The 25,873-nt window shown below is 68.3% G+C and carries 23 protein-coding genes and 2 tRNA genes; 10 read left to right on the forward strand and 15 right to left on the reverse strand.

Features of this window, described 5'->3' with window-relative positions; all coding sequences use genetic code 11:
- Positions 1-69: 69 nt before the first annotated feature.
- Entirely contained in the window at positions 70-744 is a 675-nt protein-coding gene (locus QSK32_RS37995; protein WP_285474654.1) for a hypothetical protein, read from the forward strand.
- A 423-nt stretch (positions 745-1,167) separates the two neighbouring features.
- Here QSK32_RS37995 and QSK32_RS38000 read toward each other — a convergent pair whose 3' ends face one another.
- From QSK32_RS38000 to gyrB, 9 genes are all read right to left on the reverse strand, one after another.
- Complete coding sequence (locus QSK32_RS38000; protein ID WP_285474655.1) at positions 1,168-1,569, reverse strand: hypothetical protein; 402 nt, start codon at positions 1,567-1,569, stop codon at positions 1,168-1,170.
- A 69-nt stretch (positions 1,570-1,638) separates the two neighbouring features.
- Entirely contained in the window at positions 1,639-2,079 is a 441-nt protein-coding gene (locus tag QSK32_RS38005; RefSeq protein WP_045747782.1) for an NUDIX domain-containing protein, read from the reverse strand.
- Between the two features lie 93 nt (positions 2,080-2,172).
- On the reverse strand, positions 2,173-2,847 hold the full coding sequence (locus QSK32_RS38010; protein WP_285474656.1) for a DUF6461 domain-containing protein: 675 nt from the start codon (positions 2,845-2,847) through the stop codon (positions 2,173-2,175).
- Between the two features lie 96 nt (positions 2,848-2,943).
- A tRNA-Ala gene (locus QSK32_RS38015) sits at positions 2,944-3,016 on the reverse strand.
- A 12-nt stretch (positions 3,017-3,028) separates the two neighbouring features.
- Complete coding sequence (locus tag QSK32_RS38020; RefSeq protein WP_211275611.1) at positions 3,029-3,157, reverse strand: DLW-39 family protein; 129 nt, start codon at positions 3,155-3,157, stop codon at positions 3,029-3,031.
- 153 nt (positions 3,158-3,310) lie between these two features.
- Positions 3,311-3,384, reverse strand: a tRNA-Ile gene (locus QSK32_RS38025).
- A 76-nt stretch (positions 3,385-3,460) separates the two neighbouring features.
- Entirely contained in the window at positions 3,461-4,357 is an 897-nt protein-coding gene (locus QSK32_RS38030; protein ID WP_045747786.1) for a DUF3566 domain-containing protein, read from the reverse strand.
- A 3-nt stretch (positions 4,358-4,360) separates the two neighbouring features.
- The gene (gene gyrA / locus QSK32_RS38035) at positions 4,361-6,874 is read right to left on the reverse strand and encodes a DNA gyrase subunit A (RefSeq protein ID WP_045747781.1); all 2,514 of its coding nucleotides are present in this window, start codon (positions 6,872-6,874) and stop codon (positions 4,361-4,363) included.
- 106 nt (positions 6,875-6,980) lie between these two features.
- Complete coding sequence (gene gyrB, locus QSK32_RS38040; protein ID WP_045747780.1) at positions 6,981-8,933, reverse strand: DNA topoisomerase (ATP-hydrolyzing) subunit B; 1,953 nt, start codon at positions 8,931-8,933, stop codon at positions 6,981-6,983.
- Positions 8,934-9,554: 621 nt separating this feature from the next.
- Between gyrB and QSK32_RS38045 the strand changes: the two genes are divergently transcribed.
- Positions 9,555-10,121 (forward strand): hypothetical protein, encoded by a 567-nt coding sequence (locus QSK32_RS38045; protein ID WP_045747779.1) that lies wholly within the window; start codon positions 9,555-9,557, stop codon positions 10,119-10,121.
- Positions 10,122-10,340: 219 nt separating this feature from the next.
- Here the strand turns inward: QSK32_RS38045 and QSK32_RS38050 are convergent, their stop codons facing one another.
- The 6 genes from QSK32_RS38050 to dnaA form a co-directional block, all read right to left on the reverse strand.
- Complete coding sequence (locus QSK32_RS38050; protein WP_285474657.1) at positions 10,341-10,874, reverse strand: hypothetical protein; 534 nt, start codon at positions 10,872-10,874, stop codon at positions 10,341-10,343.
- A gap of 168 nt (positions 10,875-11,042) precedes the next feature.
- Positions 11,043-11,594 (reverse strand): DciA family protein, encoded by a 552-nt coding sequence (locus QSK32_RS38055; RefSeq protein ID WP_045747777.1) that lies wholly within the window; start codon positions 11,592-11,594, stop codon positions 11,043-11,045.
- A 330-nt stretch (positions 11,595-11,924) separates the two neighbouring features.
- Positions 11,925-13,055 (reverse strand): DNA replication/repair protein RecF, encoded by a 1,131-nt coding sequence (gene recF, locus QSK32_RS38060; protein WP_045747776.1) that lies wholly within the window; start codon positions 13,053-13,055, stop codon positions 11,925-11,927.
- Between the two features lie 3 nt (positions 13,056-13,058).
- Positions 13,059-13,931, reverse strand: a complete 873-nt coding sequence (gene gnd, locus QSK32_RS38065; protein WP_045747775.1) for a phosphogluconate dehydrogenase (NAD(+)-dependent, decarboxylating) — start codon at positions 13,929-13,931, stop codon at positions 13,059-13,061.
- Between the two features lie 39 nt (positions 13,932-13,970).
- Complete coding sequence (gene dnaN, locus QSK32_RS38070; RefSeq protein WP_045747774.1) at positions 13,971-15,104, reverse strand: DNA polymerase III subunit beta; 1,134 nt, start codon at positions 15,102-15,104, stop codon at positions 13,971-13,973.
- 1,201 nt (positions 15,105-16,305) lie between these two features.
- Positions 16,306-18,192 (reverse strand): chromosomal replication initiator protein DnaA, encoded by a 1,887-nt coding sequence (gene dnaA, locus QSK32_RS38075; RefSeq protein WP_083449687.1) that lies wholly within the window; start codon positions 18,190-18,192, stop codon positions 16,306-16,308.
- Between the two features lie 594 nt (positions 18,193-18,786).
- On the opposite strand from dnaA, the gene rpmH reads away from it, so the two are divergent.
- From rpmH to QSK32_RS38115, 8 genes are all read left to right on the forward strand, one after another.
- A complete protein-coding gene (rpmH, locus tag QSK32_RS38080; protein ID WP_014448226.1) occupies positions 18,787-18,924 on the forward strand; it encodes a 50S ribosomal protein L34 in 138 nt (45 codons plus the stop codon).
- Between the two features lie 35 nt (positions 18,925-18,959).
- Positions 18,960-19,316 carry a ribonuclease P protein component gene (gene rnpA / locus QSK32_RS38085; RefSeq protein WP_285474658.1) on the forward strand — a complete coding sequence of 119 codons (357 nt, stop codon included), beginning with the start codon at positions 18,960-18,962 and terminating at the stop codon, positions 19,314-19,316.
- On the forward strand, positions 19,313-19,570 hold the full coding sequence (gene yidD, locus QSK32_RS38090; protein ID WP_083449686.1) for a membrane protein insertion efficiency factor YidD: 258 nt from the start codon (positions 19,313-19,315) through the stop codon (positions 19,568-19,570). The genes rnpA and yidD overlap by 4 nt, the downstream gene beginning before the upstream one ends.
- Position 19,571: 1 nt before the next feature.
- The gene (gene yidC, locus QSK32_RS38095) at positions 19,572-20,603 is read left to right on the forward strand and encodes a membrane protein insertase YidC (RefSeq protein WP_045747772.1); all 1,032 of its coding nucleotides are present in this window, start codon (positions 19,572-19,574) and stop codon (positions 20,601-20,603) included.
- Between the two features lie 132 nt (positions 20,604-20,735).
- Positions 20,736-21,329, forward strand: a complete 594-nt coding sequence (locus QSK32_RS38100; protein ID WP_045747771.1) for a Jag family protein — start codon at positions 20,736-20,738, stop codon at positions 21,327-21,329.
- 2 nt (positions 21,330-21,331) lie between these two features.
- Positions 21,332-22,303 (forward strand): 16S rRNA (guanine(527)-N(7))-methyltransferase RsmG, encoded by a 972-nt coding sequence (gene rsmG / locus QSK32_RS38105; protein WP_285474659.1) that lies wholly within the window; start codon positions 21,332-21,334, stop codon positions 22,301-22,303.
- Positions 22,304-23,193: 890 nt separating this feature from the next.
- Positions 23,194-24,162, forward strand: coding sequence for a ParA family protein (locus QSK32_RS38110; protein WP_285474665.1), 969 nt, complete (start codon positions 23,194-23,196; stop codon positions 24,160-24,162).
- Positions 24,159-25,259, forward strand: a complete 1,101-nt coding sequence (locus QSK32_RS38115) for a ParB/RepB/Spo0J family partition protein (protein WP_045747769.1) — start codon at positions 24,159-24,161, stop codon at positions 25,257-25,259. Before QSK32_RS38110 ends, QSK32_RS38115 begins: the two co-directional genes overlap by 4 nt.
- Positions 25,260-25,873 lie beyond the last annotated feature (614 nt).

Here is a 25,873-nt window from a genome sequence, read left to right on the forward strand (position 1 = left end):
ACTCGACTGCCCGGTACCGGACCCCGGGAACCCTCAGGTCCATGCCGATCATGCCGACCGCCAGAGGATGTGGAGGAGCGTCGGAAAGCACGGGTCGGGACCGTCAGCGGCCTCGCCCTCCTGACCGGAGCCACCGCCCTCGTCGCGGTGGCCGGCGGCCATCACTCGATCTTCGCCACCCTGCTGCTCGGCCTGCTCTCGCTCGGCATGTCCCACGCACTGATCGTCGAGATCCAGCGGCAGGCCCGGCGACGGACCCGGATCTGGGGACGGCACGACACCGTCAACACCATGCTGCTGGCCGCGTGGTCGATGGCCGCCGTCGCACTACCGCTGCTCCCGCTGGTCTCCGACGCGGTCCGGCTGCTCGGCGCGATCCTCGGTGCCGGGTACGCCGCGGCGTGCGCCTACTTCGTCGTGGAGCGGCGGCGAACCATCGTGTCCCTGCCGATCGGAGTGACATCCGTCGACCACGCCGACACCGGTGTGCCCGACGACCAGGACGACTCGGCGCCCCACGCGGAATGGGTCGACACCGCGCCACACCACGAACCGGCCGGTCCCGCACCACGCGTCGAACAGACCAGTACCGCACCACGCGTCGAACAGACCAGTACCGCAGCGCGCGTCGAACAGACCAGTACCGCAGCGCGCGTCGAACAGACCAGTACCGCAGCGCGCGTCGAACAGACCGGCACTTCACCGGCCGTCGAAGCCGCTCGGTCGCTGCCCGACTCGGCCTGAGAACCACAGCGCCGCCTCCGGTCGCCCGTGCGTCGGCACCGTTCAGCCACTCGCGGCCTCCCCGAAGCCGCCGCCGAGATCGGAAGAGGTCGAGTGGCGTTCCGGACACCCCGGCCGTCGCCCACGGTCCACCCGGGAGCCGAAAACGACCACAGACGACGGCCGAGTGACCCCGAGCCGTCGCCGACGGCTCATTCCCGCCCTCCCGAACAGCCGTGACCGACGGCTCGACCGGCCCGGCCGTCGACTGCGGTCCATCCGCAAACCGAAAGCAACCGCGGGCGACGGCCGGCAGTCGCACCATGCCACCCAGCTCAAGGTGACCTTGGACGTGACCCCACGCTGCAACAAACGACTGAGCCGCGCTGATCCGACCGCCACCGTCACCGCCGACGAATCGCCACGGCGAAGAGGATTGCACAGTCACCGGTCACGGCCTTGATCAACTTGAGCTGAGCGGCATGGGAGTCGCACGGGCCGGCGCCATCGTCGGCAGGGCGTTGTCGGCAGGACGTTGTCGACGAGGACAGCCGCGATGGCGGCGGCGGTGGCCAGGGTCTCGGTGTTCAGAACGCGACTACGGGCCGAGGCGCCGTCCAGGAGAAGCGCCAGTTGCTCACCGAGGCGCTCGGGATCGGCGGCACCGGCCTCGCGGGCACTGTCGGTCAGGCGTACCGCGAAAGCCCTCTTGTAGTCGCGGGCGAGCACGCGGGCCGGGTGTTCCGGGTCCGGGATCTCGACGGCCGCCGCGATGAACGGACACAGCGGCGCGTGGCTGTCGAAGACCGCGAGAAGCCGGTCGGGGAGGTCGATGCGGTCGCACACCACGGCGACGCGCCGCCGGCAATGGTGCCGGCTTCGACCTCGCCCCTGAGCGCCGAGGTCCGCTGCAACCTATGGGGCTGGCTCCGGCGCCGGAGCCGCCGAAGGATCCGGCGCCAGGGTCGGCAGCACCACCATCAGCGGGGGCACCGGCACCCCGCTGGTCTCGATCGGCAGCTCCGGCACCGGCAGCCAGTCCACCCCCAGCGGCTCGGGGCCGAACCCGTCGTCGTGGCCGGCCCGTGGCTCGCCGTCGGCCACGGTCACCGCGAAGACCGACGTCATGCCGGACGGATAGGGCATCTCCAGCACGTGGCGCGCGTCGCCGACGATCAGGCCGGTCTCCTCGAAGACCTCGCGGCGCAGTGCCTCCTCGGCGGTCTCGCCCGGGCGCAGACCGCCGCCGGGCAGGGTCCACCACTCGCCGCCACCGGATCGCCGGCTGCGCTCGTGCACCATCAGCACACGGCCGTCCCGCACGATCACGGCGGCGGCCCGTCTTCGTTCGCTCACGAGTCGCAGGCTAGCCGGAGGAACTGTGCTCCGCAGGATTCCTTCATTCCTCTGTGGATACCCCGTCACCCGGTAGATCGGGCATTTGCGGAACTACGGTTTCGGAACGGTGACCAGGAGATATGTCCGTTCCGCCAGGAAGTCGTGGGTGAGCCGGACACCGGTCTGTCCGTCCAGGAAGGCCAGTGCCGGCCCGGTGGGTCCCGTCACACCGGTGCCGCCGATGAGCCCGGCCGCGCGCATCGCCGGCACGAAGTCGCCGGGGCGGCTGCCGCCCCACCGGTCCGGGGTGCCCGAGTCGAAGTCCAGGACCACGTCGCCGTCACGCAGCGCCAGAAGCCGCCCGTGCTCCTCGGCGTCGCTGTAGTAGGCCAGAACCGTGCTCCCCGCCGAAAGTGGCTCCACGAGGCTCTCAGTGACCCCCAGCGCCCCGTTGTCCTCGACGATCAACGACCAGTCGTCGCCGGCCCGGGTCACGCCGAGGAAGAACCGCCCGGTGTCGCCCCGTTCGCCGTCGCCGGGCCCGACCAGGCGCTGCCATTCGACCCGTTCCAGTTCGGTGCCGCCGAGCCGTGCGACCACCTCGACGGGGGTGAGGCCCTGCACCAGCGTGAAGCAGAAGCCCTGTCCGAGCTCCCGGCTGTGCACCGGCCACAGGTAGTCGGCTGCGGCGCTGGACACGCCGGTCCGCGGCTCGGCCGGCTCCGGGTCGGCGCAGCTCGCGAGACCGGTGGCGGCGAGCAGGAGAAGGACGGCACGGCGTTTCACGGCATCAGTGAAACAGCACGGAACCCGCCCGCGCGGCCCCGTCGGACCGGATATGACAAACGCCGCCCTCGAGGGGCGGCGCGAGATGTTTCGTTGTGGAGCCCAGGGGACTCGAACCCCTAACCCCCGCCTTGCAAAGGCGGTGCTCTGCCAGTTGAGCTAGGGCCCCGTCCCTACCAACCTAGCGGAGGTCGGGGGCGGTAGTCGCCTCGTGCCACAGAGCCCGCTCGTCGCTGGACGCCTTGACCTTCTTGACCACCACGAAGGCCGCACCCGCAACAGCGGCGACGATCAGAAGCTTCTTCAACATTGAATGCTTCCCCCACATTCGCGAAGCGCAACCAGGCACTTTCCAGCGCGATCATCAGATCGCGGGGTTTCCGGGGGCTCGGCCTCCGGAGCAGATATGACGAGGTGATCCCGGCCCGCGTTTTCCACGGGCAGAGACCACCCAACCATCTCGTGGGGCTAGCTGGAATCGAACCAGCGACCTCAGAGTTATCAGCTCTGCGCTCTAACCGACTGAGCTATAGCCCCTCAACTGCGAAGAGAACGTTACCGCATCGGGTTGCGAGCCACCAAAGCGGGGGTGGCTCACAACCCGATCGCGCGGTCAGTCCCGTTCGGCGAGCGTCAGCTCGATGCCACCGACCAGGTCGGCGCACACGTTGTAGATGAACGCGCTCAGGGTCGCCAGCGCGGTGAACAGCACCACGTTGACCGCCCCGATCAGCATCGACGTGCCGATGACGCCCCAGGCGGTGATCCGGAAGGCGCTGCCGGACGAGGCGTCGGCCCCACCGCTGGCGGTCACCAGGTCCTTGAGGCTGTCGTTGACCGACGTCCACACGCCCATGGTGTCCAGGGCGAGGTAGAGCACCGATGTGGCGACCACCACCACGATGAAGAGCACGATCGACACCGCGAACGCGAACTTCATCACGGACCAGGGGTCGATCCGCTTGAGGTTGAGACGGGCCCGGCGCGGACCGCGAGCAGCGGCCGACGAGACCGTCGACCGCGCGGACCGCACCGCTTCCGAGACACGGGCGGCGCCCACCGCGGCCGCACCGGCCGGCGCGGAGCCGGTCCGCTGCTTACCGGTGGTGGAGACGGGCGCTGTGGCCGGCTGGGCCGGTGGCGGGGTCACGGTGGCCCGTGGGGCCGCCGTGCCCGTGCTGGGCGGCGTCGTCCCCGGCCGGGCGGCCGGGGTCCCCGGTGCGGCACCCTTGCCCTTGGTGACGACCGGCACGGTGGCCGATCCCTTCACCACGGAGGGTCCGCCCGGACGCTTGGCGTCGGCACCGCCGTCACTGCCGGCAGCCGGCTCGCCGGGCGGCGGCGCCATTCCCGGCGCCCTGGTGAACTTCGGCCCAGACGGGGAATCGGCGGGGACAGCGGCGCGCCCTGCAGCCTCGCGTCCGTTCGCTGCGGCGCCGTCCTTCTTCGCCGCATCGTCCGGAGTCGCCGAGGCCCCCGGGCCCCCCGACTTCGCCTGTGTCTCCGGCATCAACTAGTCCTGTTCGTCAGGCTCGTCGGCATTGCGAGCAAGCGCCACGATGGTTACACCTTCTGGGAGGTCCATCAGCTTGACCCCCATTGTGTTCCGATCCCGTGTGCGCCGTACAGGCTTCACGGGAGTCCGGATGACACCACCATTGCTGGTGATGGCAAACAGTTCATCCTCCGGGCTGATCACCAGAGCGCCCACAAGTCCACCACGACGCTCGGTGATCTTGGCGGTCAGCACCCCCTTACCGCCACGACCCTGAACGGGATACTCCTCGATCGGTGTGCGCTTGGCATACCCACCGTTGGTCGCCACCAACACATCCAACCCCTCGCGAACAACTTCCATCGCCAGGAGCTCGTCGTTGTCGCCGAACCGCATCCCGATCACGCCCGAAGTGGCCCTGCCCATAGGACGTAGTGCGTCGTCCGTGGCGTTGAACCGGATGGCCTGCGCGTTCTTGGAGACCAGCAGCAGATCCTCTTCCGGTGCCACCAGGGCAGCGCCCACCAACTCGTCATCCTCCCGCAGGTTGATGGCGATGATGCCACCGCTGCGGTTGGAGTCAAACTCCTCGAGCCGGGTCTTCTTCACGAGACCATTCTTGGTGGCGAGCACAAGGTAGGGCGCGACCTGGTAATTCGGGATCTGGATGACCTGCGCGATGTGCTCGTCCGGCTGGAAGGCGAGCAGGTTGGCGACGTGCTGCCCCTTCGCCACACGCTGCGCCTCGGGCAGCTCGTAGGCCTTCGCCCGGTAGACCCGGCCCTTGTTCGTGAAGAACAGCATCCAGTCGTGCGTCGAGATCACGAAGAAGTGCGAGACGATGTCGTCCTGACGGAGGGTTGCGCCGCTCACGCCCTTGCCGCCGCGCTTCTGCGACCGGTACAGGTCGACCTTGGTGCGCTTCGCGTAACCGGTACGTGTGATCGTCACCACAACGTCCTCGCGCGCGATGAGGTCCTCCATCGAGACCTCGCCGTCGAACGGGATGATCTGGGTGCGCCGCTCGTCCCCGAACTTCTGGACGATCTCGCCCAGTTCGTCGGAGATGATGGCACGCTGACGTTCCGGCTTGGCCAGGATGTCCTTGAAGTCGGCGATCTCCAGCTCGATCTTGCCGAGCTCGTCGACGATCCGCTGCCGTTCGAGGGCGGCCAGCCGGCGCAGCTGCATGTCGAGGATGGCGGTGGCCTGCACCTCGTCCACGTCGAGCAGCGACATCAGGCCCTGGCGGGAGTCCTCGACGGTGGGCGAACGCCGGATCAGGGCGATGACCTCGTCGAGCATGTCGAGGGCCTTGGCCAGACCGCGCAGGATGTGCGCGCGCTCCTCGGCCTTGCGCAGGCGGTACTCGGTCCGCCGGCGGATGACCTCGATCTGGTGCTCGACGTAGTACCGGATGAACTGCGCCAGGTTGAGCGTGCGCGGCACCCCGTCGACCAGCGCCAGCATGTTGGCGCCGAAGGTCTCCTGCAGCTGGGTGTGCTTGTAGAGGTTGTTCAGCACCACCTTGGCGACCGCGTCACGCTTGAGCACCAGGATGAGCCGCATGCCGGTACGCCCGGACGACTCGTCCCGGATGTCGGCGATGCCGGTGAGCTTGCCTTCCTTGACCAGCTCGGCGACCCGCTCGGCGAGGTTGTCCGGGTTGACCTGGTAGGGCAGCTCGGTCACGACGAGGCACGGCCGGCCCCGGCTGTCCTCCTCGACCTCGACGACGGCCCGCATCCGGATCGAGCCGCGGCCGGTCCGGTAGGCGTCCTGGATCGCCTGCTGTCCGACGATCAGACCCTTGGTCGGGAAGTCCGGGCCCTTGACCAGCTCGAGCAGCGCCTCGAGGGTGGTCTGCTCGTCGGCCTCGGTGTTGTCCAGGCACCACTGGACGGCCGCGGCGATCTCGCGCAGGTTGTGCGGCGGGATCTTGGTGGCCATGCCGACCGCGATGCCCTCGGAACCGTTGACCAGCAGGTTGGGGAACCGGGCCGGCAGGATCGTCGGCTCCTTGGTGCGCCCGTCGTAGTTGTCCTGCATATCGACGGTGTCCTCGTCGATGTCCCGCAGCATCTCCATCGCCAGCGGGGACAGCTTCGCCTCGGTGTAGCGCATGGCGGCGGGCGGGTCGTTACCCGGCGAACCGAAGTTGCCGTTGCTGTCGATCAGCGGGTAGCGCAGCGACCAGCGCTGCCCCATCCGGACCAGGGCGTCGTAGATCGACGAGTCGCCGTGCGGGTGGTAGTTGCCCATCACGTCGCCGACGATGCGGGCACATTTGACGTATCCGCGGTCCGGGCGGAACCCGGAGTCGTACATGGCGTAGAGGATCTTGCGGTGTACGGGCTTGAGGCCGTCACGGACGTCGGGCAGCGCACGGCCCACGATGACGCTCATCGCGTAGTCGAGGTAGGACCGCTGCATCTCGACCTCGAGGCCGACCGGCTCGACACGCTGGCTCACGCCACCGCCGGTTTCGTCCTGTGTCTCGTCGCCGTCCGAGGGCTCGGGAATGTCAGTCACTTTTAACCCTTACTCAAGGTGAAACCAGACATGTGCGGCCAAAGCCCGCATATCGCTGTGGATAACCATGTGGAAAGTAGGCTCACGCTGTGGATACGCGACGCCACTAGATGTCCAGGAAGCGAACATCCTTGGCGTTGCGCTGGATGAACGACCGCCGCGCCTCGACGTCCTCGCCCATCAGCACGCTGAACAGCTCGTCCGCGACCGCGGCGTCGTCGAGCGTGACCTGGCGCAGCGTCCGGGTGTCCGGGTTCATCGTGGTGTCCCAGAGCTCGTCGAAGTTCATCTCGCCGAGACCCTTGAACCGCTGGATGTCGTCCGGCTTCGCGTTGGCCTTCTTCTGCTGGCGCAGCGCGATCAGGCCGTCACGCTCGCGGTCCGAGTACGCGTACTGCGCGTCGTCGCCCCGCTTGTTCCACTTGATCTTGTAAAGCGGCGGCGACGCCAGGTAGACGTGGCCCATCTCGATCAGCGGCCGCACGAACCGGAACAGCAGGGTGAGCAGGAGCGTCTGGATGTGCTGGCCGTCCACGTCGGCGTCGGCCATCAGGATGATCTTGTGGTACCGCAGCTTGCCGATGTCGAACTCGTCGTGGATGCCGGTGCCCATCGCCGTGATCAGCGCCTGGACCTCGTTGTTCTTCAACACCCGGTCGATCCGGGCCTTCTCCACGTTGAGGATCTTGCCGCGGATCGGCAGGATCGCCTGGATCCGGCTCTCCCGGCCCGACTTGGCCGAACCGCCGGCCGAGTCGCCCTCGACGATGAACAGCTCAGTCTCGCGCGGGTCGGTCGACTGGCAGTCGGCCAGCTTGCCCGGCATCGAACCGGACTCCAGCAGCGACTTGCGCCGGGCCAGCTTGCGGGCCTGCTGCGCGGCGATCCGGGCGCGAGCCGCCTGGTCCGCCTTGGTGATGATCAGCTTGGCGTCGGCCGGGTTGCGGTCGAACCAGTCGGCGAGCTGCTCGTTGGCGACCTTCTGCACGAAGCTCTTCATGTCGGTGTTGCCGAGCTTCGTCTTGGTCTGGCCCTCGAACTGCGGGTTCGCCAGGGTCACCGAGATGATCGCGGCCAGGCCCTCACGGATGTCCTCGCCGGAGAGCTTCTGGTCGGCCTTGAGGAACTTCTTCTCGACGCCGTACCGGTTGACGATGCTGGTCAGCGCGGCGCGGAAGCCCTCCTCGTGGGTGCCGCCCTCGTGGGTGTTGATGCGGTTCGCGAAGGTGTAGACCGACTCGCCGTACGACTCGTTCCACTGCATCGCGATCTCGACCGCCATGCGCGCTTCGTTGTCCTCGGACTGGAACTCGATCACCGTCTTGTGGATGGCGCTCTTGGTCGCGTTGAGGTGCCGCACGAAGTCCGCGATGCCGCCCGCATACATGAACGTGACCTGGCGGGGCTTGCCCTCCTCGTCGAGGGACTCGGCCCGCTCGTCGGTGAGGTTGATGGTCAGGCCCCGGTTGAGGAACGCCATCTCCTGCAGCCGGCGGTAGATCGTCTGGAAGTCGAACTCGACCGTCTCGAAGATGGTCGGATCCGGCCAGAACTGGACGGTCGATCCGTTCTTGTCGGTCGGCTCGCCCTTGATCAGCTCCTCCGGCTTGGAGGCGTTGTACTTCTGCCGCCACACGAAACCGGACTTGTGGATCTCGACGGCCATCCGGACGGAGAGCGCGTTGACGACCGAGACACCCACGCCGTGCAGACCACCGGAGACCGCGTAGGCCTTGCCGTCGAACTTGCCGCCCGCGTGCAGAACCGTCAGCGCCACCTCGACGCCGGGCTTCTTCAGCTGGGGGTGCAGGTCGACCGGGAAGCCACGGCCGTTGTCCGTGACCGAGACACCGCCGTCGGCGAACAGGATCACGTCGATCGTGTCGCAGTACCCGGCGAGCGCCTCGTCGACGGCGTTGTCGACGACCTCCCAGACCAGGTGGTGCAGCCCTCGCTCACCGGTGGAGCCGATGTACATACCGGGACGCTTGCGGACCGCCTCGAGACCTTCGAGCACGGTGATTGAATCCGCACCGTACTCCTGCTTGTTCTCTGCCACCCTCGGCCACTTTCTCGCGGCGAGCCCTTGCGGAGCCCTCACGCGGGGTTGTCGGGCGACCAGCGGAGAACGGCACGCACCGAGCACCGGAGATGACACCGCGGAGAGGAGCGGACCACCGGTGGAACCGTGCACGCCGGCCGCCGCGGACGTCCCGCGGATCGTGATCGGCTGGAAAAACCGCATAGCGTGACGGTGTGGGCCGCATGGCAGTCGAATGAGCCAGGGCCGCCACCGTCAAGCACAGTTTTCCCGGTCGCCGTCGATTCTACTCCGCCGAAGCGAGTTGGCGAGGGTCCGGCACCCCTTCCGGGTGCCTGAGAGTCCCGTAGCGCGATTCAGGCCGCTACCCACGTGTTCCCCTACACGGAACTACCAGGGAGCACAACGGCAAACGCTGCGGCTGTTTGCCCCCTCGGGCGCGCCTGCCGTGCCCGACCGGCACTCACTGCGACACTGCTCGACAGCCGCCCGCGCCGGTGTCGTAGCCTCGCCCGCGCGGACCGGTGATGGCCGGACGCCGTCGGACGAATGGCACCGGTCGTCCGCCGCGACGGGCCCCACCGGAGGGTCCGCGTCCGCGGATGAGGCTTCGCAGGCAGGTCGAGGAGGGGTGGCCCGATGGCGCACGACAAGGGCCTGGACAACGTCGCGGTGCACTGGCCGCGCACGAACCAGTACTACGACCCGGTGGCTCCCGCCGAGTTCGTCGACTTCGGCACGATCGCCGACCGCCCCGAGATCGCCGCGCCCACCGGTGCGCTGGCGCTGCACGTGGCGAAGACCGGGACGGTGCGCGCCACGGCGTACACCGAACTGGTCGATCTCCTGTTGGGCCTGGAAGGTGTGCTCTACGCCACCGACGCGGCCGCCGAGGACGAGGATCCGGTGATCGATCCGGACGGTTGCGCGTGGATCGCCGGCGGCCTGGAACGGTTCGTCGAGGGCCACGACAAGTTCGGTGACCTGGTCACCTTCGACACCGTCGCCGAGGTGATGCGCACCGCGATCGCCGGTGGGCGCCTGCCCGAGCAGCAGTTGCGCTGGCTCGATCAGCGCCTGACCGCCCTGCGCGACGACGCCGGCAACGCTCCGCACTGGAGTTTCGCCCGCACCGAACTGGCCGTGCTGGCCGGCTTCTACCGGCGCTGCGCGGAACGTGGTTTCGCGGTGTTCGCCGACTACTGAACCGATCACCATCTGGACGGAGATCCAGGTCAAGAGCTTCTGGTCCCACCTGGGTGGTGGGTGCGGACCGTCGCTCCCGCGGAGGCCGGGCACGGCGATCTGGCCGCTGGCGCGTCCAGCCCGATCGCCGCACCCTTCATTCTGCGTGCGCACCCACTCTCACCCCGCGTTCGGCGACAGTCACGTTCACGCTGGTCGACGGCCGCATCGCGCTCCAGCTCAGCGGCCGTCCCGTTCGCCCGGCTCGACGGGATCAGCGGGACCGGATGCGGCGGCCGCGCCGCGTGGATGACGCAGCAGCCAGAACAACGCACCGATCATGAGCAGCACGATCAGGCCGGAGACCGACCACGCGATCAACTCGCGACCGGAGTCCTGAGCCGGGGCCGGGCCGACGGCCAACTGCTCGTTGCCGTCACAGGCGTTCGTCGTCGCGCCCTCCATCGACACCACGCGGTACCGCGTGCCCTCGACGAACTCGTACCCGCAGGAAGGCTCCTCAGCGGGTGTGGCCAATGTCACGGATTTACCGACATCACCCTTGGTGACCGACTCGACCCCGAAAGTCACCTTCACCTCCGACGCCGCCCCGAACCAACCGGTGTCCACCTCCTCGACGACACCCGAGAACACCAGCGCGGCCTCGTCGACGGGCGGGTCCACCGCACAGGAACACGCCCATGCCGGTGCCGCGGCGACGGGTATCGGAGCCAACACGAGCAGAAGCAGCACCATCAGCCGACGCATGATCATGCGGGTTCGACGTGCGAAAACGCGCCCAGGTTGCACACCGTCGCGGTTTCGTGCGCCGGGCCTCGGCCGCAGCGCCCGGCTCGGCCACGGATTGCGGCGGACTCAGCGGCAGGCTGCCGCCGACTCAGCCGTAGGTTGCGGCCGACTGAGCCGTAGGTTGCGGGGGACTCAGCCGTAGGTGTCGCGCGGGCCGCGGCCCTGCACCCGGCGCGGCCCGCGGTTCCAGGACGGCGCCGCCGGACCGTGGATGTTCAACCGGGCGACCACGTTGTGGCCGACCTCCCCGGCGATCTTCCGCAGGATCGTGGCCGTCAGCATCCGCAACTGGGTGGCCCAGGCGGTCGACTCCGCCTCGACGGTCAGCACGCCGCCCTCGAGCTTCACCGGCCGGCTGTGATCGGCGATGTCCGGTCCGACGACCCGCTCCCAGGCGCCGAACACGGTCGCCTCGGCCTTCGGCTTCTCCCAGCCGCGGGCCTTCACGAGCCGTTCGAGCATCGCCCCGAACAGTTGCGGATCCCGCGGGTCCGGTCCGGGACCGGAGTATCCCCGCAGGCGCTTCTGGCCGGTCCCGCTCCCGGCGCGTTTCCGCGGCTGGCGCATCGCCTCCCGCCGCCGGGCGAGGGCGGCGTCGAGCACCGCGCGCGCCAGCTCCGGACCGGCCGGACCGTCAGCACCCGCGGTCGGCTTGTCGGCGTCCGGTCGTGGGTCCTCGCTCATCGCGGTCCTCCTCGTGGTCGCCCGGCACTCCGCAGCGCCTTCACGTCCGGCTCCATCACGACGGCCGCCATTGCCTTCGCCTTCGGCCCTGTCGGGTTCGGCCCTGTCGGGTTCGGCCCCGAGAAGTCTCCACCGATGCCGCCGAACGAACCAGCCCGCCGTCGAATCAATGATCCACACGACGTGGCCCCGAACCCGGACAGCCGCAACCGCCCCTCACGAGCCCTCTGCGGCCCCGAAGCGCCTCCGGCCACACCCGGACCCACCCACAGCACCCCGAGAGCTCTCACGGGCCGCTGAGACCGGAAACAATCACTCGCCGGGATGGCGTCACGTGACACGGTCCACCGTTCCGGTGCTCACGTCGAACCGCGCACCGGCCAGCGACGCCGGCACGTCCTCGGCGACCGCGCACGTCACCAGCAGCTGGGCCGCGTCCGACACCAGCGCGGCCAGGCGTTCCCGGCGGCCCGCGTCCAGTTCGGCGAAGACGTCGTCGAGGACCAGCACCGGTTCGATGCCGTCCGACCGCAGCAGTTCGTAGGCGGCCAGCCGCAGCGCCAGTGCGAACGACCACGACTCCCCGTGGCTCGCGTAGCCCTTGGTCGGCAGGTCTCCGAGCGTCAGGGCCAGGTCGTCGCGATGCGGGCCGACCAGGGTGGTGCCGCGTTCGACCTCGGCGGTCCGGCGCTCCTCCAGCGAGGCGAGCAGAGCCGCCTCGAGAGCCGGCCGGTCCGGGACCAGAGACTCGCCGAGCCGCGACGAGTAGGCGATCGACGCCGCCGTCCGCCCGGCCGCCACCGCGTCGTAGGCCTTCGTCAGGTGCGGGCCGAGCGCCGCGGCCAGCTCCAGCCGGCCGGCCAGCAGCTCGGCGCCGTGGTGGGCCAGGTGCTGATCCCAGACGGCGAGCGTCGACAGGTCCTGCCCGCGGGTGCCGCCGACCTTGCGGGTCAGGTACGACGTCCGGAGCAGCGCGTTGCGTTGCTTGACCACCCGGTCGTAGTCGGCGCGCACGCCCGCAAACCGCGGCTGGCGGGCGACCAGCAGGTCGTCGAGGTAGCGGCGGCGTTCGGACGGGTCGCCCCGGACCAGTTCGAGATCCTCCGGGGCGAACAGCACCATCCGCAGCGCCCCGAGCACCTCACGGGGACGGCGTACCGGCGACCGGTTGAGCCGTGCCCGGTTGGCCCGGCCCGGGACGATCTCCAGCTCGACGAGGAGTTCGCGTCCATCGTGGACGACCGCGCACCGGATCACCGCCGACGTGGCGCCGGCCCGGACCAGTGGAGCGTCGGTGGCCACCCGGTGACTGTCCAGAGTGGCCACGTAGCCCAACGCCTCGATGAGGTTCGTCTTGCCCATGCCGTTCTGCCCGACCAGCACGGACACGCCGGGATCGAGGTCCACGGCCACCCGCTCGTACGAGCGGAAGTCGGTGAGCTCGACCCGGCGTACGTGCATGGATCAGCGCTTCACGGCGTGGCCACCGAACTGCTGGCGCAGCGCGGCGACGGCCTTCATCGCGGGCGAGTCCTCCTGGCGCGACTCGAAACGCGTGAAGATCGAGGCGGCCAGGACGTGGGCCGGAACGGCGAGGCGGACGGCCTCGTCGACGGTCCAGCGGCCCTCACCGGTGTCCTCGACGTAGCCCTTGAGGTTGGCCAGCGTCGGGTCCTCGTCGAGCGCCCGGTCGAGCAGGTCGAGCAGCCACGACTTGACGACGCTGCCCTCACGCCAGCTCTTGATGACCGCGGGCACGTCGTGCACGAGCTCGGACGCCATGAGGATCTCGTAACCCTCGCCGTACGCCTGCATCATCCCGTACTCGATGCCGTTGTGGATCATCTTGGCGTAGTGGCCGGCGCCGTGCGTGCCGGCGTGCGCGAAACCGAACTCGCCGGCCGGCTTGAGCGCCTCGAAGATCGGCTTGCAGTGCTCGACCTGCGCGGCGTCGCCGCCGACCATCAGCGCGTACCCGTTGGTGATGCCCCAGACGCCGCCGGAGACGCCGACGTCCAGGTAGTGGATGCCCTTGGCGCCCAGGCGGGCGGCGCGCGGGGCGTCGTCGGTGAACTTCGAGTTGCCGCCGTCGATGACGATGTCACCCTCGGACAGCAGCTCCGCGAGCGCGTCGACGGTCTCCTCGGTGATCTTGCCGGCCGGAACCATCGTCCAGATCACGCGAGGTGCGGCCAGCTTGTCCACCAACTCGGCCAGGTTGGCGACGTCACTCTTGTCCGCGTTGTGGTCGAATCCAACTACTTCATGCCCGGCAGCACGCAGACGGTCCCGCATGTTGCCACCCATTCGGCCGAGACCGATCAGGCCGAGTTGCATGGTGATCTCCCTAGATGAGCGATTGCTTCCAGCTCAGTATCAGCGAGTGACCCGGATCGGCATGATCAGATAGCGGTAACCCGGGATGATTTCGCCGCTTTCGCCAGCGGGCGAGATCACAGCTGGCTTGAACGCGTCGACGAACGACAGCACCGCGGTGGCCGATCCGAGGTTCTGCAGACCGTCGATCAGGTACTGCGGGTTGAAGCCGATCGTCAGCGGCTCACCGGTGAACGCCGCCTCCATGGCCTCGCTGGCCCGGGCCTCCTCGGTCTGGCCGGCCTCGACCACCAGACCGTCCTCGCTGAAGCTCAGCAGCACCGGGGTGGTGCGCTCGGCGACCAGCGCGACACGCCGGACCACCTCGACCAGGGCCGCGACGGTCACCCGTGCCTCGGCGTTGTGCGATGCCGGGAAGAGCGACCGCACCGGCGGGTAGTTGGCCCCGTCGAGCAGACGGCTCGTGGTGCGGCGGGCGCCACCGGCGAACCCGATCATGCCCTCGCCCGCGCTGCCCTGCGCCAGAGCCATCGTCACCGAGCCACCGATCGGGCCGAGGGCCTTGGCGGTGTCGTTGAGGGTCTTGGCGGGCACCAGCGCGTTGATGTTGATCTCCGGGTCGTCCGGGTTCCACTCGATCTCGCGCATCGCCAGGCGGTAGCGGTCGGTGGCGAGCATCGCCATCGTCGTTCCGTTGAGCTCCAGCCGGACACCGGTCATCATCGGCAGCGTCTCGTCACGGCCCGCGGCGATCGCCACCTGCGACACGGCGGAAGCGAACGTGGCGGCGTCGACGGTGCCGGCACTGGACGGCATCTCCGGAAGGCTCGGGTAGTCCTCGACCGGCATCGTCGGCAGAGTGAAGCGTGCGCTGCCGCAGACCAGCTCCAGATGCGCACCGACGGCGGCGATGTCGACCGGCTTGCCGGGGAGCGCCTTGGTGATCTCGGCGAGCAGGCGGCCGGAGACGAGGGCGGCGCCGTCGGCGTCGGCCTGCACCTCGACGGTCACCTGACTGGAGACCTCGTAATCGAAGCCGGAGACCTGCAACCTGCCGTCGGTGACTCGCAGCAGGACGCCGGCGAGCACCGGAACAGACGGCCGGCTGGGCAGGCTCTTGGCTGTCCAGGCCACGGCGTCGGCGAGTGCGTCTCGCTCAACCCGGAACTTCATGCTGTCCTCCGCGATGCTTCCTCTACAGGGGGTCCGACCCCACTGAACTCTATGGCGCTGACGGCACTGATGCGCGCCCGACCCCGGTGCTGCGAAGTCGAGCCCGAGGCGCAGCGACCCGCAAGCAGCCCTCCCACACCATCCACAACGCTGATGATTGCTTTTAAGTTTTCTAGGAAGAAATATCTAGTCGTCTTCATCGGTGCTGTGGATTCTGTGGATAACCGGCCTTTTCGCAGGTCAGCGAGTTATCCACCGGTGTTTAGCCTGTGGGTAACCAGGGTATAAACCCGGCCCTCTGTCCACAGGAAGGTCATCTACGACCTGTCTCCACACAGTCGTCCACAGGCATCCACGAGTTATCCACCGGTTATCCACCGGGTTTATCCCCTGCCCTGTGCATAACGCTGAGACGCTACTGACCCGTCGTCCCCAGATCCTTCAACAGGCTATCCACAGCCTTCCACAGCCTGGGGACAGAAATATTACGGAGAGCGACTGTCCACATCGATATCCCCAGGGTTTTTCCACATCTGGGGATAACTCACCTCCGGGATATCCACGATCTGGGGATGAAGCCTGTGGAAGCCTGTGGACAAGTGTGGAAAACGTTGGCACGAAACTGAACCGTCGCGACGTTGACAACTCGACGTTCTTGGTACTCATTTTCGGACAACGATTGTCATCAATATGACCTTGACCTGCGATGATCTGGGCATAACTTGTGGATAACCCGGTGTATAACCTGGGCCTGCCTGTGGATCGTTTAGTGGTTTCGCTGCTCACGCCCTGTGGGCATAAGCGGCCACCCTCTAGTCATCACTCTGTGTACAACGCTGCCGGAGCGCGAACCGTCCAAGATCCGAACGCGAGGCGCCGTCACTCTTTAGTGAGTCGGTCAACCAGTTGACCGACAACCTCTGCGGAAGGCCGTCTGCGAGGAGGATTCACCAGTCACCGCGCGTAATCGTGAAGATCGATGCGGGCGGCGGGGCGGCCGACTCAGCGCTCGTTTCCGCAGCGTACGCGCGGTTTCCACAGGTCGGCTGGGCAGCGTGGGCTCGACGGCTCAGCAGCTCCACAGGCGGTCCGAGGTAGCGGTGCGGCGGCAAGGCGGGGACCCGGAAAGCACGAAGCCGTCCCGGAGAGCTCGGGGACGGCTTGGTTGCGGCTGAGGGAGGTGTGGCGCGTACGAGAAAGATCAGGTGTTCTGTTTGATGCGGTTGGTGAGTTCGGCGATCTGGTTGTAGAGCGACCGGCGTTCGGCCATGTGTTGCCTGATCTTGCGGTCGGCGTGCATCACGGTGGTGTGGTCGCGTCCGCCGAACGCCTGGCCGATGCGCGGCAGGGAGAGATCGGTCAGCTCGCGGCACAGGTACATGGCGACCTGGCGGGCGTTGACGAGCACCCGGCTGCGGGAGTGGCCGCGCAGATCCTCCAGGCTGACACCGAAGTAGTCCGCAGTGGACACCATGATCTGGTCGGCGGTGATCTCCGGCCCGGCGCCGTCCGGCATGAAGTCGCGCAGGACCTCCTCGGCCAGCGACAGTTGTACCGGCGAGCGGGTCAGGCTGGCGAACGCGGTGACCCGGATCAGGGCGCCCTCGAGTTCCCGGATCGAGTTGGAGACCCGGCTCGCGATGAACTCCAGGACGTCGGCCGGCGCATACATCCGTTCCTGCGCGGCCTTCTTCTGCAGGATCGCGATGCGCGTCTCCAGGTCGGGCGGCTGGATGTCGGCGAGCAGGCCCCACTCGAACCGGGTACGCATCCGGTCCTCCAGTGTGGCCAGTTGGCGCGGCGACCGGTCCGAGCTGATCACGATCTGCTTGTTGGCGTTGTGCAGGGTGTTGAAGGTGTGGAAGAACTCCTCCTGCGTCCGCTCGCGGTTCTCCAGGAACTGGATGTCGTCGATCAGCAGGATGTCGACGTCGCGGTAGCGGCGCTGGAACGCTTGGGTCTTGTCGTCGCGCAGGCTGTTGATGAAATCGTTGGTGAACTCCTCGGTCGACACGTAGCGCACCGAGCGCGCGTGGCCGAGGGTGGTGGCGTAGTGGCCGATCGCATGCAGGAGGTGGGTCTTGCCCAGCCCGGAGCTTCCGTAGATGAAGAGCGGGTTGTACGCCTTGGCCGGCGATTCGGCGACGGCCACCGAGGCGGCGTGCGCGAAGCGGTTGGACGAGCCGATGACGAACGACTCGAACAGGTACTTCGGATTGAGCCGGTTGCCGTCGTTGCCCCCGGGCCGCGGCGAGGCGCCCGGGCCGCGCAGGTCGATCGGGGGACGGCCGGGGCCGTTGTCGCCGCGGACGGGCAGCGGGTCGTCACGACGGTCCTGGCCGATCAGGGCCGGCCGGTCGTCGGGAAACCGCTGGTTGTCCGGGTAACGCTGGTTGTCGCGCAGCTGCGACGGGTCGGCGGCGAGCCGGTGCGCGACCGTGTCGTTCGGCGTCGGCGGTGCCACCTGGTCCGGTCCCTGGTCCGGCGGGTGCGTCACACCGGTCCGGTTCGACGGCGGGGGCGGCGGTTGCTGCGACGGGTCGGCGAACAGGGCCTCCTGCCCGTCACGGGCGGTGGGCACCCCGCGTGGGTACGGCCCGGGCAGCGACGAATGCTGCGCGGAACCCGTCGGGTACGCCTCGGCGGGGTACTCCTGCGGGGTGTAGGCGGGTTCCTGCTGGCGTGGCTGACCCGGATAGGTCGGCAGTTCGGGCTGGTACGGCCGGGGGTCGTAGTGCCGGGCCTGCGGTTCGCCGGCGGGCGGCTCGCCCACCTCGGACGGTGAGCCGTAGACCGTGCCGGTCATCGTGGATATCCCGGAACCGTCCTCCGGGGGACGAACCGTAACGGCGACCTGGATCGGCCGGTTGAGGCGCTTGGTCAGTGCTTCGGTGATCGCCGGGCGCAGGCGGGACTCGATGATGTCGCGGGTGTACGTGTCCGGAACCGACAGTAGAGCGGTGTCCTCGACGATCGCCCGGAGCCGGGTCAGCTGTAGATAGGCACGCTGCTGGGGCGAGGCGATCTCGTCGGACAATTCCTCGAGAGTCTCCCGCCACAACCCGCCCAGGTCGACCTGATCGGCCACCGCCGCGCCACCCCCATCGCCACCGACCCCCGGTGGAGCTTGTCCGGCCTTTCGCCTGTGCTGCCTCTCGTCGCCCCCATGGGCGGTCGATCGGCTTCCCCCAACCCAGCACAGCTAACCTGCTGAACACGCACGGCGCCACCCAGCTATCCACAGGTTATCCACAACCTGTGGCGCCACCGGTGGCCGCTCCCGGCCGGATTGGTCGGCAGATTTACCGGAGCCTGTAGCGGCGCGGGCTGAAAACAGGCTCATCGTGGCGAACGATCCACCTGCTTGTCCGGTTTTGGCCGCCGCTTCGCGGTTTGCAGACGGCCGGTGAGACCAGCAACCGCGCACGCTAACAGCGGTGACGCGTGGACTACAACTGCCGCCCGGAGCCCGCCGCAGCCCGTCCGCAGGAAAAGATTCACTTTGTGCGTGGAAAGACCAGGTGGTTGGCGCACGCCCCGGCTTGTCGGCGTGCCGACCAAGGATATGGTTGACCGCTGTAAGTGCCCTGCGTAGGGTTGGGCGGTTGCTCCGCCGCACTCTGCTAAAGTGGCGTCTTGCAGCGGATGCCCCCTGGATGTAAGACGAAGACGGAGTATTGACGTGAGCAAGCGCACCTACCAGCCGAACAACCGCCGGCGTGCCAAGACCCACGGCTTCCGGCTGCGCATGCGCACCCGTGCCGGTCGCGCCATCCTCTCGGCCCGCCGTACCAAGGGCCGCGACAAGCTGTCGGCCTGAGCCGACCGCAGTCAGGCCGGAATGCTCAGGTAGTCGTGCTGGCCGCGACGCAGCGACTGCGGCGTAGCAACGACTTCGCCGCAGCGATCCGCGGTGGCCGTCGTGCCGGCCGTGGGACTCTGGTCGTTCACCTGCTTATCGAGGAGCCGGCGTTCGCCTCCACGGCGCGCGCCGGCTTCGTCGTATCCAAAGCCGTGGGCAACGCGGTGACCCGCAACGAGGTCAAGCGCCGTCTCCGGCACCTGGTCCGTCCCTTGCTGGACGACCTTCCGGCTGGCGCGTCCCTGGTCGTGCGCGCGCTGCCACCTTCCGCCGCCGCTCCGTTCGCCGTGCTCGCCGCGGACCTGGAGTCGGCGCTCGCAGCCGCCCGCCGATCGCGGCGGCCCCGATGAGCGTCACCGCCCGGCTGCTGAGCGCAGCGGTCGTCGCGTACCGTCGATACTTGAGTCCGGCGTTGCCGGCTCGCTGCCGGTTCTATCCCTCGTGCAGCGCATACGCCCAGGAGGCGTTGGCGAAGCACGGTGCGATTCGGGGTACGGGCCTGACAGTCTGGCGGCTCCTGCGCTGCCAACCTTTCCACCCTGGCGGGTACGACCCGGTGCCTGACCCGATCCGTCACCGTCCTGCCGATGTGACTGGAGCATAGATTGAGTCTCGACTGGATCTACTACGCCATTTCGTGGATCCTCCTCCGCTGGCATGCCCTGTGGGACGCGATCGGCATCCCGGACGGCCGGGTGGTCGGCACCAACTGGGCCTGGATCCTGGCGATCATCTTCCTGGTGGTGACGCTGCGCGTCATTCTCTTCCCGGTCTTCGTGAAGCAGATCAAGAGCCAGCGGGCCATGCAGGCACTGCAGCCCAAGGTCAAGGCTCTGCAGGAGAAGCACAAGGGTGACCGCGAGACGCTCCAGAAAGAGATGATGGAGCTCTACAAGACGGAGAAGGCCAACCCGCTGATGGGCTGCCTTCCGATGTTCTTGCAGATCCCGGTCTTCTTCGGCCTCTTCCACGTGCTTCAGCACCTGGACCCGTCGATCTCCGAGAAGTACAAACTCCTCTACGGCTGGACGCTCGGCCAGTTCGACAGCGCCGCCAACGCGCACCTGTTCAGCGCCCCGATCAGCGCCAAGTTCGGCTCCTCCGCCGCCGAACTGGCCGCGGTCGGTGCCGACGGGACCACCGTCAAGGTCCTGGCCGGCATCCTGGTCCTGGTCATGATGGGGACGACGTTCCTCACCAGCCGCCAGATGATCCTCAAGACCGGCTGGGCCGAGGACCCGCAGCAGAAGATGATCCAGCGCCTGATGCTCTACGGCATCCCGTTCTCGCTGCTGATCTCCGGCTCGCTGTTCCCGATCGGTGTGGTCATCTACTGGGTCACCAACAACCTGTTCACCCTGGCCCAGCAGCAGTGGGTGCTCCGCAAGTTCCCGCCGGTGCAGATGGCGGGCGCCAAGACGTCCTCCGCGGCGAAGCCGGGCGGCGGCACGAACCGGGGCGGCAGCGCCAAGAGCCCGGTTCAGCCGGCCCGCACCGGTGGTCTCTTCGGTGCCCGCAAGGCGCAGGCCGAGCCGGTCACCCCGGTCGTCGACGCCAACGCCCGGGCGCCCAAGCCCGGTGCCAAACCGGTGAATCCGAAGAAGGGCGCCCGACCGGCGGCCAAACCCAAGGGATGATCGCTGCTCGGGCCCGTCCGGACCCGAGCGCTCTCCCGCTACCGACCTCCCCGCGCTGCCGGGCACGAATCGGCGCCGTGGGAAACATCGGACCGACTTCGGTCCGGCCCGAGTGACAACGGAGATGAGACCGTGACCGACACCAGCACGCCCCCTTCCGCCGGTTCGTCCGCCGGTTCGTCCGCATCAGAGGACGTCGAGCCGGTCGCCGGTGCCGAGGGGACAGCCTCCACCGAGGTCAAGAAGTCGGAGAGCGTCGCCTCGGACGGCGACCTGTTCCGCCAGAGCGAGATCGCCGCGGACTACGTCGAGGGGCTGCTGGACATCCTCGACTACGACGGCGACATCGACGAGCTGGTCTCCGCCGGTCGTCCGATGGTCGAGGTCGTCGGTGGCCGCCTGCAGCCGCTCGTCGGCCAGCGGGGCGCCACGCTCGAAGCGCTCCAGGAACTCACCCGCCTGGCGATCTTCCGCGCCACCGGCTCGCCCAGCCGGCTGCTGCTGGACATCGGCGGCTACCGCGCGGCCCGGCGCAAGGAACTCGGGGCGGTGGCCCGCAACGCCGTGGAGAAGGTCAAGGAGCACGGCGACCCGGTCCGCCTGGAGCCGATGTCGGCCTTCGAACGCAAGTGCGTGCACGACGTCGTCAACGCGATCTCGGGTGTGCAGAGCGAGTCCGAGGGCGTGGAGCCCAACCGGCGCATCGTGGTGCGTGTGGCGGACTGATCATGACGAACCCACGCCACGGCGCGGGTGACCTCGGCCCGGGCGAGCTGACGCCCGGGCCGTCGTCTTTCCCGTTGTCGTCCCCCGAAGCTGTTGTCCCCCCTGGCGTTTCCTCCGTGGTGGCCGGTTCTGATCCTGCGGACCCGGACGGTCCGTCGGTGTTGGTGCCGCCCGCGGAGATCGCCGCCGCGGCCGCTGAGGTGTTCGGAGAGCGCCTCGAGCTGGCCGGCCGGTACGCGGAGCTGCTCGCCACCGAGGGTGTCGTCCGTGGGCTGATCGGGCCCCGGGAGACTCCCCGGCTCTGGGAGAGGCACCTGGTCAACTGTGGAGTTATGTCCCAGTTAATCCCATTAGGCGCTTCGGTGATTGACGTCGGATCTGGTGCCGGTCTGCCCGGTATCGTGCTGGCTGTGGCCCGCCCAGACCTGGACATCACGCTGGTCGAGCCACTGGCACGGCGCACCTCCTTCCTCGACGAGGCGGTGGAAGCGCTCGACCTGAGCAACGTCACGGTCGTCCGCGGGCGTGCCGAAGAAGTGATCGGAGAACTGCCCGAAGCGGACGTCGTGACGGCACGCGCGGTCGCCGCCCTCGACAAACTCGCGGGCTGGTGCCTGCCGCTGGCCAAGGTCGGCGGACGGCTGCTGGCGCTCAAGGGGGCGTCGGCGGCAGACGAGGTCGCCGAGCACGCCAGGGCCCTGGCGAAGCTGGGCGGTGGCGAGACGGTGGTGCGGCTCTGCGGAGCCGGGCTGATCGACCCGCCGGCGACGGTGGTGGACGTGATCAAGGAACGGCACGTGGTGCCGGTGCGGGGCCCCAGTGCGGCTGCTGTTCGGCGCGCGGAGCGGCGTACGGAGCGTCGTTCTGAGGGGCGCTCAGAGCGTCGCTCGGATGGGCGCTTGGATGGGCGTTCGGAGGCGGGGCAGGGCGGGGCTCGGCGCGGTGATGGGCGGAAGGGAACGCGGAGGAGATAACCATGGGCAGGCGGGGCGCACGGAGACGTAAGGCCAAAGTGCATCCCGCCGTTGCTCCCGGGCCTGCGGTGGTGCGCTGCGAAGGTGTGGCTGCCGTCAGGGCCGGCGGTTCCTCCCCGGCCGATGGTTCCTCCCCGGTCGGCGGTTCCTCTGCGACGGCCGGTGGTTCTTCCGCAGGCGGTGGCTCTTTCGCGGCCTGCGTGGACGGGACCTCGGGTGTACGCCGTGCAGGGCCGGCCGTGGTGCGCGTCGACGAGGCGGTGGCCACGTGGCTGGACGGGCTGGCGGGCGTTCGGTGGGACGGGTCCACCGTGGCGCCGCAGCTTCACGTGGTGGGTAGCGGTGCGTTGTCTACCTGTTTGCGGGCGGCGTGTGTTCGAGGCGGGGCGTGCTCGGACTGTGCGCCTCTGGTGGAAGCCGGGTCAGGGGTGCTTCCTCCGCTTGGCGGGACGACCGTGGTGCGGTTGAGGGGCGGGGTCACGCGTACCCGAAAAGGGTTTGAATCTTTTGACCTTGTACCTGAAGCGGCTGAGCTTGCTGCGTTGGTTGCGCCCATTGATGCCGTTTTGGTGACGGGTAAAGCGACGTTGCGTCCGACTCATCGGACTGAGGACCATGGCGACACAAGCCCGACGGCCGTAGGCTGGCCAAGCGTCGATAACGTGGACCGGATTCTCCCCGCCGGGGCGCATGGTCAGCCGGCCGAATCCTTCCTCACTCACAGGGATAAAGCGGTGCATGAGTACGGTGTTTCACGTGAAACCGAGTCGCCTCTCGACAGGCCGTCGGCAGTGAACGCGGGTGGGCTGCACGCCGGTGACCAGAATGCCCCCCTGCCGCGGGCAGCCGGCGCTTACGGCCAGCCAGCGCGTTACGGCTACGGCACACCCCTGCCCCAGCAGCCAGTTGCGGCGGTACGGTCCTCCAGCGCTCCGGCCTCCGGAGTCCCCGCCGAGCATGTTTCACGTGAAACGCCGGGCGGGGTTGAGGACGATCCGCCCCTTGCCATGGAAGCGTTGCGAGCTGTGCAGATCCTCAACCCGAGCGGCGAGATCGTCATGCCGCGCCCCGACCACCCGCGGGTGATTTGCGTCGCCAACCAGAAGGGTGGGGTCGGGAAGACCACGACCACCGTCAATCTGGCGGTGGCGCTGGCGCTCCACGGCAACCGGGTGCTGGTGGTTGACCTTGACCCACAGGGCAATGCCTCCACCGGTCTGAACGTGCCCCACCATGCGGGTGTGCCGGACGTCTACGACTGCCTGATCGACAATGTTCCGCTCGCCGAGGTGGCGCAGCAGGTCGAGGGCATTCCGACTCTCTACTGCGTGCCGGCCACGATCGACCTCGCCGGCGCCGAGATCGAACTCGTCTCAGTGGTGGCCCGGGAATCCCGCCTGGCGCGGGCGATCTCCGGGCACCCGGAGAAGTTCGACTACGTCTTCATCGACTGCCCACCGTCGCTCGGCCTGCTGACGGTCAACGCGCTCTGCGCGGCGCAGGAGGTGCTGATACCCATTCAGTGCGAGTACTACGCGCTGGAGGGCCTCAACCAGCTGATCAACAACATCAACCTGGTACGCCAGCACCTCAACCCGACGCTCGACGTTTCCACGATCCTGCTGACCATGTACGACCGGCGTACGCGCCTGGCCGACGCGGTGGAACAGGACGTCCGGAACCACTTCGGAGCCAAGGTCTTGAACGCCGTTATCCCCCGGAACGTACGAGTGTCCGAGGCTCCTAGCTATGGCCAGTCCGTGATGACCTACGATCCGGGATCACGGGGTGCAACGAGCTACTTCGAGGCAGCCCTGGAGATCGCTATGCGTGGGGTCAACACGGGAGGAACGGCATGAAGAACCGTCCGCGGGGTGGCCTGGGCCGCGGCCTGGGTGCGTTGATCCCCACGGCGCCTGCCGCTGAGCCGGCCACTCCCGGCGAGGCTGAGGAATCGCCGGAGGGCGCGGGGGCGGCCGCCGGTCTGGCGTCCTTCCCGTCGGATGCGGCGGGCTCGTCGTCTCTGTCGACTCTGGCACCACTGTCGTCGTTGCCGCCGGCGCTGCAGTCGTCGGCGCTGCCGTCGCTTCCTGAGGTGGAACTCGCGCCGGTGCCGGGTGCCCGGTTCGCCGAACTCGCCGTCTCCGACATCGAGCCGAACGCGAAGCAGCCCCGGCATGTCTTCGACGAAGAGGCGCTGGAGGAGTTGAAGGCCTCGATTCAGGAGGTCGGCTTCCTCCAGCCGATCGTGGTGCGGGAGCTCGGCGACGGCCGCTACGAACTGGTCATGGGCGAGCGCCGGTGGCGTGCCGCCCAGGCCGTCGGCAAGGAGACCATCCCGGCGATCGTGCGGGACACCCCCGACGACGCGATGCTGCGCGACGCGCTGCTCGAGAACATCCACCGGGCGAACCTCAACCCGCTGGAAGAAGCCGCGGCGTACCAGCAGCTGCTCGAAGAGTTCGGTGCCACGCACGAGGAACTCGCCCGGCGGATCGGCCGCAGCCGCCCGCAGATCTCCAACACCATCCGGCTGATGAACCTGCCGGCGCCGGTGCAGCGGCGGGTGGCGGTCGGCGTGCTGTCGGCGGGACACGCGCGGGCACTCCTCGGCTTGGACGACAGCGAAGCCCAGGAGAAGCTCGCGCTGCGAATCGTGGCCGAAGGCCTGTCGGTGCGGGCCACCGAGGAACTGGTTCAGCTTGCGGCAGCCGAAGGCCCGGCCAAGAAGGCGGCACCCGCCCGCCGAGCCAAGGTGCACGCACCCGCCCTGAACGATCTGGCCGAGCGTCTGTCGGATCGCTTCGACACCCGGGTGAAGGTCGACATCGGCCGGAACAAGGGAAAGATAACGATCGAGTTCGCGACGGTCGACGACCTCGAGCGGATCGTGGGCATGATCGGCGTTGAGGAAGAGGGAGCCGGCGAACGCGGTAGCGAGGCCGCGGAGGAGTAGCCGGATCGGCTCCGGTTGCTGGAAGGTGACGGAAGCGCGTGGCCGTGGTGGTCGCGCGCTTTTTCGTGCCCAGGGTTGTGGAATCGGCGTTCTGAAGTGATCTTTTGCCCCACGAGCCCCAACGTGAAATCCCAGGAGAATCGCTCTGACAGAACCCCAAAGCGACCGGTTCTCACGTTGGCAGTAGCCGCTGGTGGGGTGTCGGCGGGTGTGGGGGTTCTGATTCGGAACCGTGGCTGGATCTGCCGCGACGACGACAGGGCTCGGGGTCGGGTGGTCGTTTCACGTGAAACCGGCAAGATCACTGAGAATGCGTTATTGGTATTCCTGGGTCACTCGCGTAGCTCTGGCTCATGTCTCTGTGTTTCACGTGAAACGGGAAGATCGCCGAAGTTGGGGCGGCTTGGCTGCGCTGATTCTTGGAGGGGCGACTCTTCCCGCCGAGCTCCGCGACAATTCCCCGGAGCCCGGAGCCCGGAGCCCGGAGCCCGGAGCCCGGAGCCCGGAGCCCGGAGCCCGGAGCCCGGAGCCCGGAGCCCGGAGCCCGGAGCCCGGAGCCCGGAGCCCGGAGCCCGGAGCCCGGAGCCCGGAGCCCGGAGCCCGGAGCCCGGAGC

The sequence above is a fragment of the Actinoplanes sp. NBRC 101535 genome, from assembly GCF_030269225.1.
GTDB lineage: Bacteria > Actinomycetota > Actinomycetes > Mycobacteriales > Micromonosporaceae > Actinoplanes > Actinoplanes rectilineatus.